A 17,439-nucleotide genomic window follows, 5' to 3' on the forward strand; every position below is an offset into this window, starting at 1 on the left:
ACGAGCGCGTACGTGCGGTTTTCAGCCCGCCTATGCGGTCTGTGGACACAAGTGGAAAACAAGGAACACCTGCAATGGACCTCATAGTTCTCGGCATCGGGGTTTTATTCTTCGCCCTGTCCCTAGCCTACGTCAAAGCCTGCGACAGAATCTGAGAAAGGGCCGTACCATGCTTTTCGACTACATCCTCGGCGGCGCGGTGACCTTGTTCCTGCTTGCCTACCTCACCTACGCGCTGATCCGCCCAGAGCGCTTCTGACCGGCACGCGGAGAGCCCATCATGACCATAAATGGCTGGATACAGATCCTTGTCTATTGCGGGATCCTGCTTTTGCTCGTGAAGCCGCTCGGCTTCTATATGTACCGCGTCTTCAGCGGCGATCGCACCTTGCTGTCGCCGGTGCTCGTCCCTATCGAGCGTGGCCTCTATCGCCTCGCCGGCACGAGCGACAGGGAAGAACAGCACTGGGCCGTCTACGCGACGGGCATGCTGCTCTTCAATCTCGCCGGCCTGCTGGTCCTTTACGCGCTGCAGCGGCTGCAGGGCGTGCTGCCCTACAATCCCGCGGGCATGACCGCGGTCGACCCGCAACTGGCCTTCAACACCGCCGCCAGCTTCATCACCAACACCAACTGGCAGAACTATGGCGGCGAGAGCACGATGTCCTACCTCGTGCAGATGGCCGGCCTCACTGTCCAGAACTTCGTCTCGGCCGCTACCGGTATTGCCATCGCGATCGCCTTGATCCGCGGCTTCGCCCGCGCCTCCGGCAAGTCGATCGGCAATTTCTGGGTCGACCTCACCCGCTGCACGCTCTACGTGCTCCTGCCGCTCTGCATCGTGCTGACGCTTGCCTATGTGTGGCTCGGCATCCCGCAGACCCTTGGGCCGTATGTCGATGCCACCACGCTGGAAGGCGCCAGGCAGACGATCGCGCTCGGGCCGGTCGCGTCGCAGGTCGCCATCAAGATGCTCGGCACCAATGGCGGCGGCTTCTTCAACGCCAACGCCGCGCATCCGTTCGAGAATCCGGACGCCATCTCCAACCTGATCCAGATGCTGTCGATCTTCGCGCTCGGCGCCGGCCTTACCAATGTCTTCGGCCGCATGGTCGGCAGTGAGCGCCAAGGCTGGGCGATCCTCGCCTCGATGGGCGTGCTGTTCCTCGTCGGCGTCGCCGTCTGCTACTGGGCCGAGGCCGCCGGCAACCCTCTGGTCCATGCGCTCGGCATCGACGGCGGCAACATGGAAGGCAAGGAGACGCGCTTCGGCATCGCCGCCTCGGCGCTGTTCGCGGTCATCACCACGGCCGCCTCCTGCGGCGCCGTCAACGCCATGCACGATAGTTTCACAGCGCTCGGCGGCATGATCCCGCTGATCAACATGCAGCTCGGCGAAGTCATTGTCGGCGGTGTCGGCGCCGGCTTCTACGGCATCCTGATGTTCGTCGTCGTCGCCGTCTTCGTTGCCGGCCTGATGGTCGGCCGCACGCCGGAATATCTCGGCAAGAAGATCGAGGCCAGGGAGGTCAAGATGGCGATGCTTGCCATCCTGTGCCTGCCGCTGGCGATGCTGGTCTTCACGGCCATCGCCGTTGTCCTGCCGAGCGCGGTGGCCTCGATGGCCAACGGCGGTCCGCACGGCTTCACCGAGGTGCTCTATGCCTATACCTCGGCCGCCGCGAACAACGGCTCGGCCTTCGGCGGCCTCTCCGGCAACACGCCCTGGTATAATCTGACCATGGCGGTCGGCATGCTGATGGGCCGCTTCCTGGTCATCATCCCGGCTTTGGCCATCGCCGGCTCGCTGGCCGCCAAGAAGACCGTGCCTGCCTCGGCCGGGACCTTCCCGACCGACGGCATGCTGTTCGTCGGCCTGCTGGTCGGCGTCATCGTCATCGTCGGCGGCCTCACCTTCTTCCCGTCGCTCGCCGTCGGTCCGATCGTCGAGCATCTGGCGATGATCCATGGACAGACCTTCTGAGATGACCATGCCCCGCTTCAACGACCGTCACCAGACCGGCGACGGAGCGCCCGACAACGGAAGGGACGAGAAGCCTCGTCCTTTCCCGACCCTTTCGACCTTTCTCGGCATGGCGGCCGTGCTGCTCGTGCTGTGGCTGCTGGCCATCGGCCTTCCGCGCCTTTTCCCGAAGACCGAACACCCGGCGCCGTCCAACATAACCGATACTGGAGCCCAAAAATGAGCCAGTCCAAATCCGCTGTTATCATGGATGCGCCCATCCTGGTGCCCGCGATCGGCGGCGCCTTCCGCAAGCTTGATCCGCGCACGCTGGTCAGGAATCCGGTGATGTTCGTCGTTGCGGTCGTCTCGCTGCTGACCACCGTGCTTTTCATCCGCGACCTGATCGCCGGCGGCGGCGATCTCGGTTTCACGCTGCAGATCATCATCTGGCTGTGGTTCACCGTGCTGTTCGCCAATTTCGCCGAGGCGGTGGCCGAGGGCCGCGGCAAGGCGCAAGCCGACTCGCTGCGCAAGGCGCGCACCGAAACCCAGGCCAAGCTGCTCACCGCCGGCGACCGCACCAAATTCAAGATTGTGCCGGGCACCAGCCTGAAGGTCGGCGATGTCGTGCTGGTCGAGGCCGGCGACATCATCCCATCCGACGGCGAGGTGATCGAAGGCGTGGCCTCGGTCAACGAAGCGGCGATCACCGGCGAATCCGCGCCCGTCATCCGCGAATCCGGCGGCGACCGTTCGGCCGTCACCGGCGGCACCCAGGTTCTGTCCGACTGGATCCGCGTGCGCATCTCAGCCGCTTCCGGCCAGACCTTCCTCGACCGCATGATCTCGCTGGTCGAGGGCGCCGAGCGCCAGAAGACGCCGAACGAGATCGCGCTCAACATCCTGCTTGTCGGCATGACGCTGATCTTCGTGCTGGCCACCGCGACCATCCCCAGCTTCGCCTCCTATTCGGGCGGCTATATCTCGGTGACGATCCTCGTTGCGCTCTTCGTGACGCTGATCCCGACCACGATCGGCGCGCTGCTGTCGGCCATCGGCATCGCCGGCATGGACCGCCTCGTGCGCTTCAATGTGCTTGCCATGTCCGGCCGCGCCGTCGAGGCCGCCGGCGACGTCGACACGCTGCTCCTCGACAAGACCGGCACCATCACGCTCGGCAACCGCCAGGCGACCGAGTTCCGCCCGGTCAAGGGCGTCACCGAGCAGGAGCTGGCCGATTCAGCACAGCTTGCCTCGCTGGCCGACGAGACGCCGGAAGGCCGCTCGATCGTCGTGCTCGCCAAGGAGAAATACGCCATCCGCGCCCGCGACATGGCAACCTTGCACGCGACCTTCGTGCCCTTCACCGCGCAGACCCGCATGAGCGGCGTCGACATCGACGGTTCGTCGGTGCGCAAGGGCGCGGTCGATGCTGTGCTCAATCACGTGAATCAGGCGACCGTCGCCGCCCATGGCACGCGCCCGACGACCGAAACGATCCGCGACCTGCAGGCGATCGCCGACGAGATCGCCAAGGCCGGCGGCACGCCGCTGGCGGTCGAGCGTGACGGCCGCCTGCTCGGCGTCGTCCACCTCAAGGACATCGTCAAGGGCGGCATCCGCGAGCGTTTCGCCGAGCTGCGCAAGATGGGCATCCGCACGGTGATGATCACCGGCGACAACCCGCTCACCGCGGCTGCCATCGCCGCCGAAGCCGGCGTCGACGACTTCCTCGCCCAGGCGACGCCCGAGAACAAGCTGTCGCTGATCCGCGAGGAGCAGGCCAAGGGCAAGCTGGTCGCCATGTGCGGCGACGGCACCAACGACGCGCCGGCGCTGGCCCAGGCCGATGTCGGCGTCGCCATGAACACCGGCACCGTCGCCGCGCGCGAGGCCGGCAACATGGTGGACTTGGACTCCGACCCGACCAAGCTGATCGAGATCGTCGAGATCGGCAAGGCGCTGTTGATGACGCGCGGCTCGCTCACGACCTTCTCCATCGCCAACGACGTGGCCAAGTACTTCGCCATCATCCCGGCGATGTTCGCGGTCTTCTACGTGGCGCCCGGCCAGTCCACCGGTCCGCTGCAGGCGCTCAACGTCATGCATCTGGCGACGCCGCAGAGCGCCATCCTGTCGGCCATCATCTTCAACGCGCTGATCATCATTGCGCTGATCCCGCTGTCGCTGAAGGGCGTCAAATATCGCGCCATCGGAGCGGGCTCGCTGCTCACCCGCAATCTGCTGATCTATGGCCTCGGCGGCATCGTCGTGCCGTTCGTCGGCATCAAGGCGATCGACCTGATCGTCACGGCCCTCGGCCTCGCATAAGGATTTGCCCCGATGTTCAAGCAACTCAGACCCGCTTTTGTCATGATCGTCTTCTTCACCGTGCTGACCGGCCTCGTCTATCCGATCGGCATGACCGGCATCGCCCAGGCGCTGTTTCCGAGCCAGGCCAATGGCAGCCTTATCGAAAAGGACGGCAAGGTCATCGGCTCCAGCCTGATCGGCCAGGTTTTCGCCAGCGACCGCTATTTCCACGGCCGGCCGTCGGCGGCCGGTGACGGTTACAACGCCGCCTCCTCCGGTGGCTCGAATCTCGGCCCGACCAATCCCAAGCTCATCGACCGCATCAAGGGTGACGCTGCGAAGCTGAAGGCCGAGAACCCGAACCAGCCGGTGCCCATGAACCTTGTCACCACCTCGGGCAGCGGCCTCGATCCCGACATCAGCCCGGAGGCCGCCTATTTCCAGGTGGCGCGCGTCGCCAAGGCCCGCGCCGTGGACGAGGCCAAGGTGAAGGCACTGGTCGACAGCCATGTCGAGGACCGCGAGCTTGGCGTCCTCGGGGAGCCGGTGGTCAACGTGCTGGCGCTGAACCTGGCGCTGGACGAGCTGAAGTAATCCGCCCGCGCCGGGGATCGACACGATCCCCGGCGCAATTCATGATTGGACCTGATGCCCGACGACAGGACCGACCCTGAGAACCGACCCTCCCCCGACGCGCTCCTCGAGCATGCCGAGCGCGAGGGCCGTGGCCGCCTGCGCATATTTCTCGGCGCTGCGCCCGGCGTCGGCAAGACCTACGAGATGCTGATGGCGGGCCGCGCCCGCCGCGCCGACGGCATCGATGTCGTGATCGGCATTGTCGAGACTCATGGCCGCAAGGAAACCCAGGCCCTGATCGACGGCTATGAGGTGATCCCACGCCGCCTGGTCGAGTATCGCGACCAGACGCTCGACGAGATGGACATCGACGCCATCCTGAAGCGGCGCCCTGCGCTGGTGCTGGTCGACGAGCTTGCCCACACCAACGCGCCCGGCAGCCGGCATCCCAAACGCTATCTCGATGTGCAGGAGATCCTGGCGCAAGGCATCGACGTCTACACCACGCTCAACATCCAGCATGTCGAAAGCCTGAACGACGTCGTCGCCCAGATCACCCGCGTCCGGGTGCGCGAGACGGTTCCCGATTCCGTCATCGACGAGGCCGATGACATCGAGATCATCGACCTCACACCCGACGACCTGATCAAACGCCTGCAGGACGGGAAGGTCTATTTCCCCAACACCGCGCAGCGCGCCATCGAGAATTATTTCTCGCCGGGCAATCTGACAGCGCTGCGCGAATTGGCCCTGCGCCGCACCGCCCAACGCGTCGACGAGCAGTTGCTCAACCACATGCAGTCGCACGCCATTCCAGGCCCGTGGGCGGCCGGCGAGCGGGTTCTCGTCTGCGTCGACTCGCAACCTGGCGGAGCGGCCCGCATCCGCTACGCGCGCCGGCTCGCCGACCGGCTGCGCGCGCCCTGGACGGCGCTGCATGTCGACACGCCGCGGCTCGCCGGCTTGTCCGAGGAGGACAAGGACCGCCTGGCCAGGAACCTGCGCCTTGCCGAACAGCTCGGCGCCGAGATCGCCACCATTCCCGGCCAGAACGTCGCCCAGGACATCGTGCGCCACGCGACGGCGAACAATTTCACCCATATCGTCGTCGGCAGGCCGACCCGCTCGCGCTGGCGCGAGCTGATCGAGGGCTCGCTCACCTATGACCTGATCCGCAATGCCGGCGACATCAGCGTCCATGTCATTTCAGGCGCCGAGCGCGATGGCGACACACCGCCGGCGCGGATCAAGGCCGCACCCGAGCTGAGGCCTTTCCAGGTCTGGCCCTATCTGTTCTCGACGGCCTATGTCACCGGCGCGCTGGCCGTCAGCTCGATCCTCGACCAGTTCCTCGACGTCCGCAATCTTGCCAGCGTCCTGCTTCTGGCGGTGCTGACCGCGGCCGTGACCTTCGGGCTCTGGCCGGCGCTCTATGCGTGTTTTCTCAGCGCGCTTGCCTTCAATTTCTTCTTCCTCGAGCCGCGCTACACGCTGACGATCAGGGATCCGGAAAGCATCGTCGCCTTCACGGTCTTCCTCGTCGTCGCCGTGATCGCCAGCAATCTGACGGCGCGCGTGCAGCGGCAGGCGGTTGCCGCCCGCTCGCGGGCACGCGCCACCGAGGACATCTACTCCTTCTCCAAGAAGCTCGCCGGCGCCGGCACGCTCGACGACGTGCTGTGGGCCACCGCCTTCCAGATCGCCTCGATGCTGAAGGTCCGCGTCGTGCTGCTTTTGCCGGAAAACGGCACCATCACCGTCAAGGCCGGCTATCCGCCGGACGACACCTTGGCCGAAGCCGATATCGCGGCCGCCCGCTGGGCCTGGGAGCACAACCGCGCCGCCGGCCGCGGCGCCGACACTTTGCCTGGCGCAAAACGCCTCTATCTCCCCCTGCGGACGGGGCGCACCGCGATCGGCGTGGTCGGCCTCGACAACGACAAGCAAGGGCCCCTGCTGACGCCCGAGCAGCAGCGGCTGCTCGACGCCCTGGCCGACCAGGCAGCGGTCGCCATCGAGCGCGTTCAGCTCGTCGCCGATGTCGACCGCGCCAGGCTGGCCGCCGAAGCGGACCGCTTGCGCTCGGCGCTGCTTACCTCCATCTCGCATGACCTTAAGACGCCGCTTGCCGCGATCATGGGCGCGGCCGGCACGCTGAAGGAATTCGCGCCGGCGCTGCCGGAAAACGATCGCGCCGAACTTCTGGCGACGGTTGTCAGCGAAGCGGAGCGGCTGAACCGCTTCATCGCCAATCTGCTCGACATGACCAGGATAGAGTCGGGCGCGATGGAGCCAAACCACGCATTCCACTATGTCGGCGACGTCGTCGGATCGGCGCTGAACCGGGCGCGGAAGATCACCGCCGAACACAAGATAGAAACCGACATTCCGGCCGATCTGCCGATGCTGCGGCTCGATCCCGTTCTGTTCGAGCAGGCATTGTTCAACCTCCTCGACAATGGCGCCAAATATGCCTCGCCGGGCTCGGCCATCCGGCTGCAGGCCTGGGTCGACAACGGCGCCGTCATCCTGCAGGTGATGGACGAGGGACCGGGCATTCCGCCCGACGACCTGGAGCGGATATTCGACACCTTCTACCGCGTGCGCAAGCGCGACCAGGTGCGCGCCGGCACGGGTCTCGGCCTGTCGATCAGCCGCGGCTTCATCGAGGCGATGGGCGGCACGATCGCGGCGGCCAACCGCACCGACCGGCCCGGAGCGATCTTCACCATCCGCATGCCGGTGCCGGCTGAGTTGCCGGCGCTCGGCGCTCCCCTTACGGACGACGCGGCATGACGAACCAGACCGTCTCCATCCTGGTCGTCGACGACGAACCGCCGATCCGCAAATTGCTGCGCGTCGGCCTCGGCAGCCAGGGCTACGCAGTCTCCGAGGCGCCTAACGCCAAGGCGGCGATCGAACTCATGCAGGCCGAACGGCCCGATCTTATCCTGCTCGATCTCGGTCTGCCCGGCATGACCGGCCTCGAGCTGCTCGGCAAATGGCGCGGCGACGGCCTCGACGTTCCGGTCGTCATCCTGTCCAGCCGCACCGACGAGGCCGGTATCGTCGCCGCGCTCGAGCTTGGCGCCGATGACTATGTGACCAAGCCTTTCGGCATGAACGAGCTGGTCGCGCGCATTCGCGTGGCGCTGCGCCACAAATTCCAGCAGCAGGGCGAGAAGCCGGTGTTCCACACCGGAGACCTTTCCGTCGACCTGGTGAAGCGCATCGTCAAGGTCGAGGACAAGGAAGTGAGACTGTCGCCCAAGGAATACGACATCCTGCGCATGCTCGTGCAATATGCCGGCAAGGTGCTGACGCACCAGTTCCTGATGAAGCAGATCTGGAACGACTCCACCGACGTCCAGTATCTGAGAGTCTATGTGCGCCAGCTGCGGCAGAAGATCGAGAAGACGCCGGACCAGCCGCGCTACATCATCACCGAGACCGGCGTCGGCTACCGTCTGCGCGAGGTGGAGTAGCGAGGCAAACCGTGGTGGTTGGCCGAAGCCTTCCAACCTCGTCATCCCTGGGCGGAACAGCCGCGAAGCGGCGTCGCGGAGACCCTGGGATCCATTCCGTAACCTGGATTGTAGAGCGCAGCGGTGCAGAATTCTGCACCGTGAGCGGCGCTCCTATGTCACGGAATGGATCCTCGGGTCTGCGCCGCGTCGCTTCGCTCCTTGCTTCGCCCGTGGATGACGAAGCGTTCAGCCGGCCGGTCTCCGACAAACTAGTCCGCCGACAGGTCCGCCGTCCGCGCCAGCGCGCTGCCGAAGCCGTTGAGCGAGATGGTGAAGGAGATCGGCTGCGTCGTGTCGGCCGCCGTGGCGTTGATCTTCAGCGTGGTCCCGTTCTGCAAGAGCGGCGTGGTATCGGCATCGAACGTTACCGGCACCAGGCAGCCGACCGCCTGGCAGGTGTTGAACTGCAGCGTCCCGTCCAGCTTCTTGTCGTCGATCTCGAGCGAAATGCCGTTGGCCAGGGCGAGCCCAAAGGGCAGCGCCAGCGTGCCGGAGGCGTCCTGGCCCGTCTTGGTCGTCAATTCGATCGCCAGCAGCCGCTGGCCGCTCTGCTTGTTGAACTGCTGATGCGACAGGCTGCAGCCCTTGTTCGTGCCGCTGACCTGGCAGTTGACCGTCCAGTCGCCATGCGTTTCCGACAGCGCCGAGGCGCCGCCCGGCAGTTGCGGCTTGGCCGCTGCGTCGGCGGGCTGGGCCCCAGGCGCCACCTTATCGCCCTTGTTCTGCGCGGCAAATCCCGCCGCCGGCACACCGGCAATGCAGGCGGCTGCCAGCATCGCCGCGAGATACGCGTACTTCGTCCTCATGACATCCCTTCTTGGCCGCCGCCCCGCGTCAGCTAGAAGCTGACCTTGAGAGACGCGCTGACCGCGTTCTGCTTGACCGTTTCCCCGAAGGCGCCGTTGTACCTGACCGCCAACCCGACTCCATTGACGCCATTGAGCTCCAGCCCGGCGCCGACCCGATAGAGCGGCGAATCGATGGCTTCCGTCAAGTGCAATGCCGGGTTGCCGGGCAGATTCTCGGCGGCGGCGAAACGCCCCTCGATCTCCCATTGCTTGGTGGAGAATTCGACGCCGGCCTTTCCGTAGATGCGGAAGCTGGCGATGTCGCTGATCGGGATGTCGGCCCCGACCTCCAGTGCCGGCGTCACGGCATAGAACATGTTGTCGCTGCCGTCGAAGCTGAAGGCGGCGACCGATCCCTCCTCCTTGCCGGAGACGTCGAGCCAGCGCGCGTCGAACTGGATCGTCGGCTGCAGGTAGAAGGCGCCCATCTGGTGCGTCATGCCGACCCGCGCCGAACCGCCGAACTGGGACGTATCCTGCTTGTAGGTGACGCTGTTGCCGATGCCGTCGAGCAACTCCTCGGGCAGATAGACGCCGTCCAGCGTCTCGCCGGGAATGAAGCCGACCTGATCGATATGGGTGTCGCGCTCGCCCTTGAAGGAGCCGGTGCCGCCGCCGAGCGCGAAATCGACGAAGTAGTTGTTGTTCTCGTATTTCGCCAGCGCGTAGGCCTGCCAGGATTCGCCTTTTGTGTCCGACAGCTCGTCGCCGTTGAAGGCGATCTTGGAATCGTACTCGGTGCGGCCGATTGTGGCGCCGAGCGACCAATTGTGCCCGACCTCGGCGATGCCGCCCAGCGACATGGTCTTCAGCGTATCGTCCCGGCTGGTGGTGCCGGCGCCGGCATCCCGGCTGTATTCGGCCTGCGGGGTGATCGTGCCCCAGATGCAGCGGCCGTCGATATTCTTGTAGGCAGCGACGCCGGTGCATTCATGCGCCTGGTCGAGCATGGTGTCGGTCGAGCGGTTGATCATGTCGAAGGTGTGCACCGCATAGTGCGGGGTCAGCCTCGCCAGCGCCGCACCAAGCTCCGCCTCGGTCGGTGAGAAGCGCAGCATGTTGATCAGCCGCGCCATCGGATTGTCCGGGCTCGAGGCGGCCTCGACGTCGTCGAGATACTGCGCCATCTGGAACACGCCCGGATCCGTCGTGCCCGAGCCCGGATCCTGTGCCAGTTCGAGGAAGGTCGGGTTGTCGGCGTAGAGCACCAGATCGGTGCCGTTGTCGACACGGACCAGGAAGTTGAAGCCGACCGCCGGATGCAATGTCTGCGGCGTCAGGCCGGAATCCGTCATCGCCGAGCCCGACGCCAGCGTGTACTGGGTGAACAGCTTGTCGATCGACAGGAAGTTGAGCGGCGCCGTGCCGTCGAAGTCGCCGGCTTCGGTCAAGGCGAGCTTGTCGGTGATCTGGTTGTTGAGGTCGATATCGGTGACGAAGGAACCGGTACCGCCCTGGGTCCAGCCGCCGGTGACGTCGACCATCGCCACCACGCCGATACCCTGATTGGTCATCAGGCCCTGGTTCTTGAACAGTCCGCCGGCGCCGAGATTGATCGATTTCAGACCGACGAACGAGGAATCGGCGAAATTGTCGAACTCGTTGATGCCGCCGCCGAGATCGACATTGCCGATAACCCGGCCAAGCCCGGCCGTGCTCTTCTGGTTCTTGAAAGTCTCGTTGCCCGAGGTGCCGGTGACCGCGAGCGGGCTGAACTGGTCGAGCAGCGATTCCAGGATCGCATCGTCCGGCACGACCGGCCCGGGCGCAAGCAGCGAGGCGCTGAAGGCCGCCAGTTTCGACTGCATGATCGAGAAGGTGGGCGTCGCGCCCATCGCGTAAAGCAGGCTGTTGTTGTTGACGGTGTTGTCCTGTCCGCCCACCACCATGACGGCGACGCCGGTGTTGGAGCCGCCGATCGTGTACTGGCCCTTCAGGTCCATGGCGATGTTGCCCTTGGTACCCTGCGCCGTGCTCTCGCCATAGGCCGCCACCGAGTCGGCGCCCTGCGCGAACAGACTCCCGCCCGCGGTCAAGTGCACGAGCTTGGAGTTGCCCTGGCCGGTCGCGCTCTGGCCGAACATCGCATAGGAGCTTGCGCCTTTGACCCAGACCTGGCTGTCGGTGCCGGCTATTGCCGCCGCCGCGTCGCCGATGCCGCCTTGCGAGCCGGCGGCCGACTGATTCATGTCGAGCGAGGAATTGCCGCCGGCGCCGCCGCCGCCGCCGACCGCCTGGGCGACGATGCCGTGCGCGCGGTCGCCATCGGTCTCGATCGCACCCGACTGGATGATGGTGACCGTGCCGCCGGTGCCCTTGGTGCCGCCCGGCGTGTTGAAGCCGATGGCATTCGGGCCGCCGCCATCGTCATTGGCGCCGAAGCGGCCGAAGCCCGCGCCGCCGAAGCCGCCGCCGCCGCCGACCGACTGCGCGATGATGGCGATGGAATCCTTGCCGTGGGTGATGATCTCGCCGGTGCGGGTCACGATCACGTCGCCGCCGTCGCCGCCATTGCCGCCGAGGCCGCCGATGGCCAGCGCATTCGAGGCCTTGCCGCTGGCGTCGCCGCCATAGCCGCCGCCGCCGCCGATCGATTGCGCCACCACGCCATGGGCGCGCGCGCCGAACGTCTCGATCTTGCCGGAGACGTCCACCTCGACCTTGCCGCCATTGCCGCCGCGGCCGCCGAAGCCGCCGATCTGCAGCGCCACCGAGCTGTCGCCCGCGGTGTCGGCCGTTACGGTTCCGCCATAGCCGCCGCCGCCGCCGATCGATTGGGCGAAGATGCCGATCGCGCCGTCCTTGTTGGTGGTGATCACGCCGTCATTGTTGACGATGACATGACCGCCATTGGCGCCGTCGCCGGCGGGCAGGGAAACCGCGCCGCCGATGCTCATATCGGCCGTCGAGGCGCCGGCCGCCGCGCCCGAGGCGCCGCCGCCGCCGCCGACCGACTGCGCGAAGATACCGTGCGAGAGATAGCCGTAGGTCGTGATCTCGCCGTGGTTGTCGACGGTGACGTCGCCGCCACCGCTGCCCGAGCCGCCGATACCGCCGATCGACAGGTTGACCGCAACGTCCTTGGCCTTCCCGGTCTCGGTCGAGCCGCTGCCGGCAGACCCGCCGCCGCCGCCGATCGACTGGGCGAAGACGCCGTAGGAATTGTCGCCGTTGGTGAGGATCCGGCCGCTCGCATTGTTGATCACATGGACGAACTTGCCGATGCCGCCGTTGCCGCCGAGACCGCCGAGCGACGCCGCGATCGAAACCTTGGCGTCCGCGGATGTCGAGGCGGCCGCGCCGCCGACGCCGCCGCTGCCGCCGATCGACTGCGCCATGATGCCATGCGAGTTGGCCATGTCGGTTTCGATGATGCCGCTGTTGGTGACATGCACCTCGCCGCCGTCGCCGCCGCCGGCGCCCAGCCCGCCCATCGAGAATTTGACGTCGACCGTGCCGCCGTCGCTGCCGGTGCTCTTGCCCGCGCCGCCCGAACCGCCGCCGCCGCCGATCGACTGAGCGAAGACGCCGATCGAGTTCTCCCGCTTGGTCCAGATGAAGCCGTTCGAATTGTTGGTGACTTCGACCAGGGCGCCGTTGCCGGCGCTGCCGCCACCGCCGGCAACGGCACCGCCGATGGCATATTTCGCCGACGCTCCGGCCGAAGCCGAACCACCGACGCCGCCGCCTCCACCGATCGAGCTGGCGCTGATGCCGAACGAAAAGGCGCCGTCGGTGATGATCCAATTGTTATTGGTGACGGAGACTTCGCCGCCATTGCCGGCGGTGCCACCCGGAAGGGCGAGAGCCACGCCGATCGAAACCGAGGTCGAGCCTTCATCGCCGGCGCCGATATCGCCGCCGATATCCTCGTCGGACGCCGAGGCCGCGCCCGCCGCGCCGCCGCCGCCGCCAACCGACATCGCCATGATCCCGGTGGAGCCGAAGCCCGACGTGAGGATGATGCCTGTGTTGTTGACCGTGACCTTCATGGCGTCGGCGGCGCCGCCGCCCGAGCCGGCGAGACCCATGTTGACGCTGACGCTGGTCTGGCTGGTGCCGCCGATATTGTAGGACTTGGCCGTGCTGGAGCCGCCGATGCCGCCGCCGCCGCCGATCGACTGCGCCATGATGCCGGACGAGAACGCGCCGGTCGTGGTCAAATTGCCGGAATTGATGATGTCGACCGTGTTGCCGTAACCACCTTTGCCACCGCTGCCGCCCATGGCGAAATTGGCGGCCACGTTGACGCCCTCGCCGCCACCGAGACTGGCCGAGCCGCCGGTGCTGGTGCCGCCATTGCCGCCGCCGCCGCCGATCGACTGCGCCACGATCGCGCTGGAGGAATCGCCCTCGGTCGAAATCGTCATCGCATTGGAGACGTGGACGTCGCCGGCGTTGTTGCACTTGGTCGGGTCATTGCCGATGCACCCGCCGCCCGTGCCGCCGATATTGACGGTCGCCGTCACCGACACGCTGTTGCCGTAGCCGCCTGCGCCGCCGAACGTGTCGCCGCCATTGCCGCCGCCGCCGCCGATCGACTGCGCCAGGATGCCGACGGCCTGGAAACCATGCGTAATGATCTGCCCGCCGCCGACCAGGCCGGACTCGACCGTGACCTTGTTGCCCTGGCCGCCATTGCCGCCGCTGCCGCCGATGGCGACGCCGACATTGATCGCGACCTCGTCGCTGACCGCGCCGGCGATCGAAGTGGCGCGGCCGCCATTGCCGCCACCGCCGCCGACCGACTGGGCCACGATGCCGCCGGAGCCGTCCGCGTCCGTCAGCGATTCGATCTTGCCGTTGGCCTTGACGAAGACCTCGCCGCCCGAACCGCCGTCGCCGCCGCTGCCGCCGACGGTCACCGCCACGGCCGCGGACGCATAGAGCCCGGCGCTGAAGGCGCCGGCGACGGCCTTGCCGCCATTGCCGCCGCCGCCGCCGATCGCCTGCGCGATGATGCCCTTGGCGCCCATGCCGCTGACGGTGATGTCGCCGGTATGGTCGACCGTGACCTTCATGGCGTCGCGGCCGGCGCCGCCGTCGCCGCCGACGGCAACGCCGACGCCGACGAAAGCGCCGACGGAGACCGCGCCGGCATTGCCGCCATTGCCGCCGCCGCCGCCGACCGATTGCGCCATGATGCCGTGGGCGAGGTCGCCCTTGGTCGTGATGTTGGCGGTGTTGGTGACCTCGACCTCAGCGCCGTTGCCGCCGCCGCCGCCCTTGCCGCCGACGCCGACCGCGGTGAACAGGCCGCCGGCGCCCGCCAGGCCGCCGTCGCCGCCGCCGCCGCCGATGGCCTGGGCCAGGATCCCGACCGACAGGTCCTCATTGGTCTTGATCACGCCCGAATTGGTCACCGTGACCTTCATCGCGCTGCCGCCGTCCGCGGCCGCGCCGCCGACCGCGAGCGAAGGCCCGCCGACGGCGATCGAGAAGCCGCCCGAGCCGCCGCCGCCGCCGATCGACTGCGCCTGGATGCCATGCGACTGGATGCCGTCCGTTGTGATGTCGGCGCCGTTGGTGACATCGACGGTGTTGCCGTTGCCGCCGCCGGCTCCGTTGCCCGCGATGCCGACATTGAGCGAAAGGCTGCCGGCTATGCTGCCGCCGCCCGTGCCGCCGCCGCCGCCGACCGACTGGGCGAGGATGCCGGTCGAATGGTCCTTCTCCGTGTGGATGGTGCCGTCATCGATGTCGACGGTGACGGTGTTCGACGCGCCCGCCGCGCCGCCCTTGCCGCCGACCCCAACCGAGGCGCCGGCCGCCAGGTTGAACGAGAAGCCGCCATTACCGCCGCCGCCGCCGATCGACTGCACGACGAGGCCGGCCGAATTCACTTCATGCGTGGTGATGGTCGTGCTCGCGGAATGGTATTCGACGGCGCCGGCGCCGCCGCCGCCCGCGCCGCTCCCGCCGACGCCGACGGTGATGCCAGCGCTGAGGCCGATGACGCCACCGCCATTGCCGCCGCCGCCGCCGATCGACTGCACGATGATGCCGGCCGAGCGCTCGCCAAAGGTCTCGACGGAGCCGTTATAAGTGGTGTGGACGTCGACACCGGCCCCTGCGGCGCCGGCGCCGCCGCCGATGCCCACGGTTGCAGCAACCGCAAACGTTCCGGTGAACCCTCCATTGCCGCCGCCGCCGCCGATCGACTGAACGATCAGGCCCGCCGAGTCGGCGCCATGCGTGATGATGGTTTGATTGCCCCCGTCGGGCGTCCGGAAAAACACCTGGCCGCCGTCGCCACCTTTGCTGCCAGACCCGCCGACACCAACGCTGGCGCCCAAACTGCCCGCTGCCGAGAACCCGCCATTGCCGCCGCCGCCGCCGATCGACTGCGCGATGATGCCGGCAGAACGCTGCTGCTGGGTTTCGACTTTGCCGCCACTGGTGACATCGACTTTTTTGCCAGCGCCTCCGGCTGCGCCCTTTCCACCGACACCGACCGCGGCGAGACCCGCGCCGCTGAGCGCGAATCCGCCGTTGCCGCCGCCACCGCCCACGGATTGAGCCAGAATGCCGATGGAATCGCTGCCGTTCGTGTTCACCGTCGCATTGGCGATATTGTAAGTGACCTCGCCGCCATCGCCGCCTGCCGCGCCGCTACCGCCGACGGCCACGGAAACGAAGGCTCCGGCTGCTATGCTTCCTCCGCCGTTGCCGCCGCCGCCGCCGACCGACTGGGCCAGGATGCCGACAGCCGAACTGCCATGGGTGGAGACGCTTGCGCCGGCGCCTGCTTGGTTGACGTTTACGGAACCGCCATTGCCGCCGGTGCCCCCGCCACCGCCTATGGCTACCGCTATGTTCGAAAGCGCCGCGACCCCATAGCCGCCATTGCCCCCGCCGCCGCCAACCGATTGCGCAAGCACACCATGAGCGCCATCGCCGCTGCCGTCGGCGCCTGTTGTGATGATACCGCCGACATTGGCTGCAACCGTGCCGCCGATGCCGCCGCCGCCGGCCGTCCCGCCGATCGAAACGATGCCGGCCGCGCCACCTCCGTCGCCGCCGCCGCCGCCAACCGATTCCACCAGCATGCCGACGGCGCCGGTGCCATTGGTTTCGATCTTGCCCTCATTCGTTCCTGTCGCCGAGCCGCCATTGTTGCCGGCTGCGCCCGCACCGCCGCCGCCGAACAGGCCGAATGCGCCGCCGCCGCCGCCACCGCCGCCGCCGACCGACTGGACGACCATGCCGCTGGCGAAATCGCCCCTGGTGGTGATGCTGCCGGTGCTGGCATTGGTGCCCTCTGCCGTCCCTCCGATCGTCGCGGCGCCGCCATTGCCGCCCTCGGATATGATGCCGACGCCGCCTTTGCCGTTGCCGCCGTTGCCGCCGGCGGAGCGCACCAGCATGCCGTAGGAGAACGTCCCCGACGTGTCGATCAAACCTGCGTTGCTGGCGGAAGCGCTGCCGCCCGAGGCGCCGTTGCCGCCATTGCCGCCGGCACCGATAGCTGCAGCATCGAAGTCGCCGCCTTGCCCGCCATTGCCACCGCTCGCATCGACATAGATGCCGTAGGACGAGTTGCCTGTGGTGGTGACCGAACTGGTGGCCGACGCGGTGGCGCTGGCTGTGCCGCCGGCGCCGCCATTCCCCGCGTCACCCGATTCGGCGGTCGTCGACGGCGCTGCCCCACCGCCGTCGCCGCCCCGGCCGCCGATGGCCGTCGCGACTATTCCGCTGTGATTGTCGCCGTTCGTGGAAAGGTCCGCATTGTTGGTGATGTCGACAGTGCCGCCGTGGCCACCATTTCCGCCTTCGCCACCGTTGGTATGAATGGGAGTGCCGAAACCGCCATATCCGCCATTGCCACCCTTGCCGCCATTGGCGGTTCCGACATAGGCCGACGCGCCCACATTGAGCTGGTCGGCATTGTTGGTGTCGTTGACGGCACCGCCGTCGCCGCCATTGGCGCCGTCATCGTCATAGCCGCCAGGGCCGCGGTTGGGTGCGTCGGCCCCATTCTGATTGATCACCACCTGCGCCTGAGCGGAACCACAAACGGTGAGCCCGGTCAGAGCGGTCGCGCCGAGCAGAAAAGCAAGACGGCCAGCGAAAATTGCGGTGCGCCCGGCACTCAAGTCGCCGGCTTCGGTAGGCGCCCCGATTGGCCGACCGAACGCAGCCCGATGATCCGCAATGCACAACGCGCATTGCGCGCGCCGATTCGAAAACAGCGACATGTCCCACCCCG

Annotated in this window: 9 protein-coding genes; 7 read left to right on the plus strand and 2 right to left on the minus strand. The window is 67.2% G+C overall.

Annotation, left to right across the window (positions count from 1 at the left end):
- Positions 1 to 169 precede the first annotated feature (169 nt).
- The 7 genes from FJW10_RS21120 to FJW10_RS21150 are packed head-to-tail and all read left to right on the plus strand — an operon-like array spanning position 170 to position 8,340.
- Positions 170 to 259 carry a K(+)-transporting ATPase subunit F gene (locus FJW10_RS21120; RefSeq protein ID WP_036257910.1) on the plus strand — a complete coding sequence of 30 codons (90 nt, stop codon included), beginning with the start codon at positions 170 to 172 and terminating at the stop codon, positions 257 to 259.
- A 21-nt stretch (positions 260 to 280) separates the two neighbouring features.
- Positions 281 to 1,984, plus strand: a complete 1,704-nt coding sequence (kdpA, locus tag FJW10_RS21125) for a potassium-transporting ATPase subunit KdpA (protein WP_140901505.1) — start codon at positions 281 to 283, stop codon at positions 1,982 to 1,984.
- Positions 1,968 to 2,207, plus strand: coding sequence for a hypothetical protein (locus FJW10_RS21130; protein WP_246674336.1), 240 nt, complete (start codon positions 1,968 to 1,970; stop codon positions 2,205 to 2,207). Before kdpA ends, FJW10_RS21130 begins: the two co-directional genes overlap by 17 nt.
- Positions 2,204 to 4,297, plus strand: a complete 2,094-nt coding sequence (kdpB, locus tag FJW10_RS21135; protein WP_140901506.1) for a potassium-transporting ATPase subunit KdpB — start codon at positions 2,204 to 2,206, stop codon at positions 4,295 to 4,297. The genes FJW10_RS21130 and kdpB overlap by 4 nt, the downstream gene beginning before the upstream one ends.
- Before the next feature lie 12 nt (positions 4,298 to 4,309).
- Positions 4,310 to 4,873, plus strand: a complete 564-nt coding sequence (kdpC, locus tag FJW10_RS21140; protein ID WP_140901507.1) for a potassium-transporting ATPase subunit KdpC — start codon at positions 4,310 to 4,312, stop codon at positions 4,871 to 4,873.
- Positions 4,874 to 4,927: 54 nt separating this feature from the next.
- Positions 4,928 to 7,651 carry a sensor histidine kinase KdpD gene (locus tag FJW10_RS21145; protein ID WP_140901508.1) on the plus strand — a complete coding sequence of 908 codons (2,724 nt, stop codon included), beginning with the start codon at positions 4,928 to 4,930 and terminating at the stop codon, positions 7,649 to 7,651.
- Entirely contained in the window at positions 7,648 to 8,340 is a 693-nt protein-coding gene (locus tag FJW10_RS21150; protein ID WP_140837289.1) for a response regulator transcription factor, read from the plus strand. Before FJW10_RS21145 ends, FJW10_RS21150 begins: the two co-directional genes overlap by 4 nt.
- A gap of 251 nt (positions 8,341 to 8,591) precedes the next feature.
- Here FJW10_RS21150 and FJW10_RS21155 read toward each other — a convergent pair whose 3' ends face one another.
- Both FJW10_RS21155 and FJW10_RS21160 read right to left on the minus strand, forming a co-directional pair.
- A complete protein-coding gene (locus FJW10_RS21155; RefSeq protein WP_140901509.1) occupies positions 8,592 to 9,188 on the minus strand; it encodes an invasion associated locus B family protein in 597 nt (198 codons plus the stop codon).
- Between the two features lie 32 nt (positions 9,189 to 9,220).
- Positions 9,221 to 17,221, minus strand: a complete 8,001-nt coding sequence (locus FJW10_RS21160) for an autotransporter outer membrane beta-barrel domain-containing protein (protein ID WP_246674337.1) — start codon at positions 17,219 to 17,221, stop codon at positions 9,221 to 9,223.
- Between the last annotated feature and the right edge of the window lie 218 nt (positions 17,222 to 17,439).

This window comes from Mesorhizobium sp. B4-1-1 (assembly GCF_006439375.1).
Lineage (GTDB): Bacteria > Pseudomonadota > Alphaproteobacteria > Rhizobiales > Rhizobiaceae > Mesorhizobium.

What these genes read in the sequence shown, in the direction of transcription:
- kdpA (WP_140901505.1), top strand. Translation starts at nt 281, where the DNA reads ATGACCATAAATGGCTGGATACAGATCCTTGTCTATTGCGGGATCCTG.
- FJW10_RS21145 (WP_140901508.1), top strand. Translation starts at nt 4,928, where the DNA reads ATGCCCGACGACAGGACCGACCCTGAGAACCGACCCTCCCCCGACGCG.
- kdpC (WP_140901507.1), top strand. Translation starts at nt 4,310, where the DNA reads ATGTTCAAGCAACTCAGACCCGCTTTTGTCATGATCGTCTTCTTCACC.
- kdpB (WP_140901506.1), top strand. Translation starts at nt 2,204, where the DNA reads ATGAGCCAGTCCAAATCCGCTGTTATCATGGATGCGCCCATCCTGGTG.
- FJW10_RS21120 (WP_036257910.1), top strand. Translation starts at nt 170, where the DNA reads ATGCTTTTCGACTACATCCTCGGCGGCGCGGTGACCTTGTTCCTGCTT.
- FJW10_RS21150 (WP_140837289.1), top strand. Translation starts at nt 7,648, where the DNA reads ATGACGAACCAGACCGTCTCCATCCTGGTCGTCGACGACGAACCGCCG.
- FJW10_RS21130 (WP_246674336.1), top strand. Translation starts at nt 1,968, where the DNA reads ATGGACAGACCTTCTGAGATGACCATGCCCCGCTTCAACGACCGTCAC.
- FJW10_RS21155 (WP_140901509.1), bottom strand. Translation starts at nt 9,188, where the DNA reads ATGAGGACGAAGTACGCGTATCTCGCGGCGATGCTGGCAGCCGCCTGC.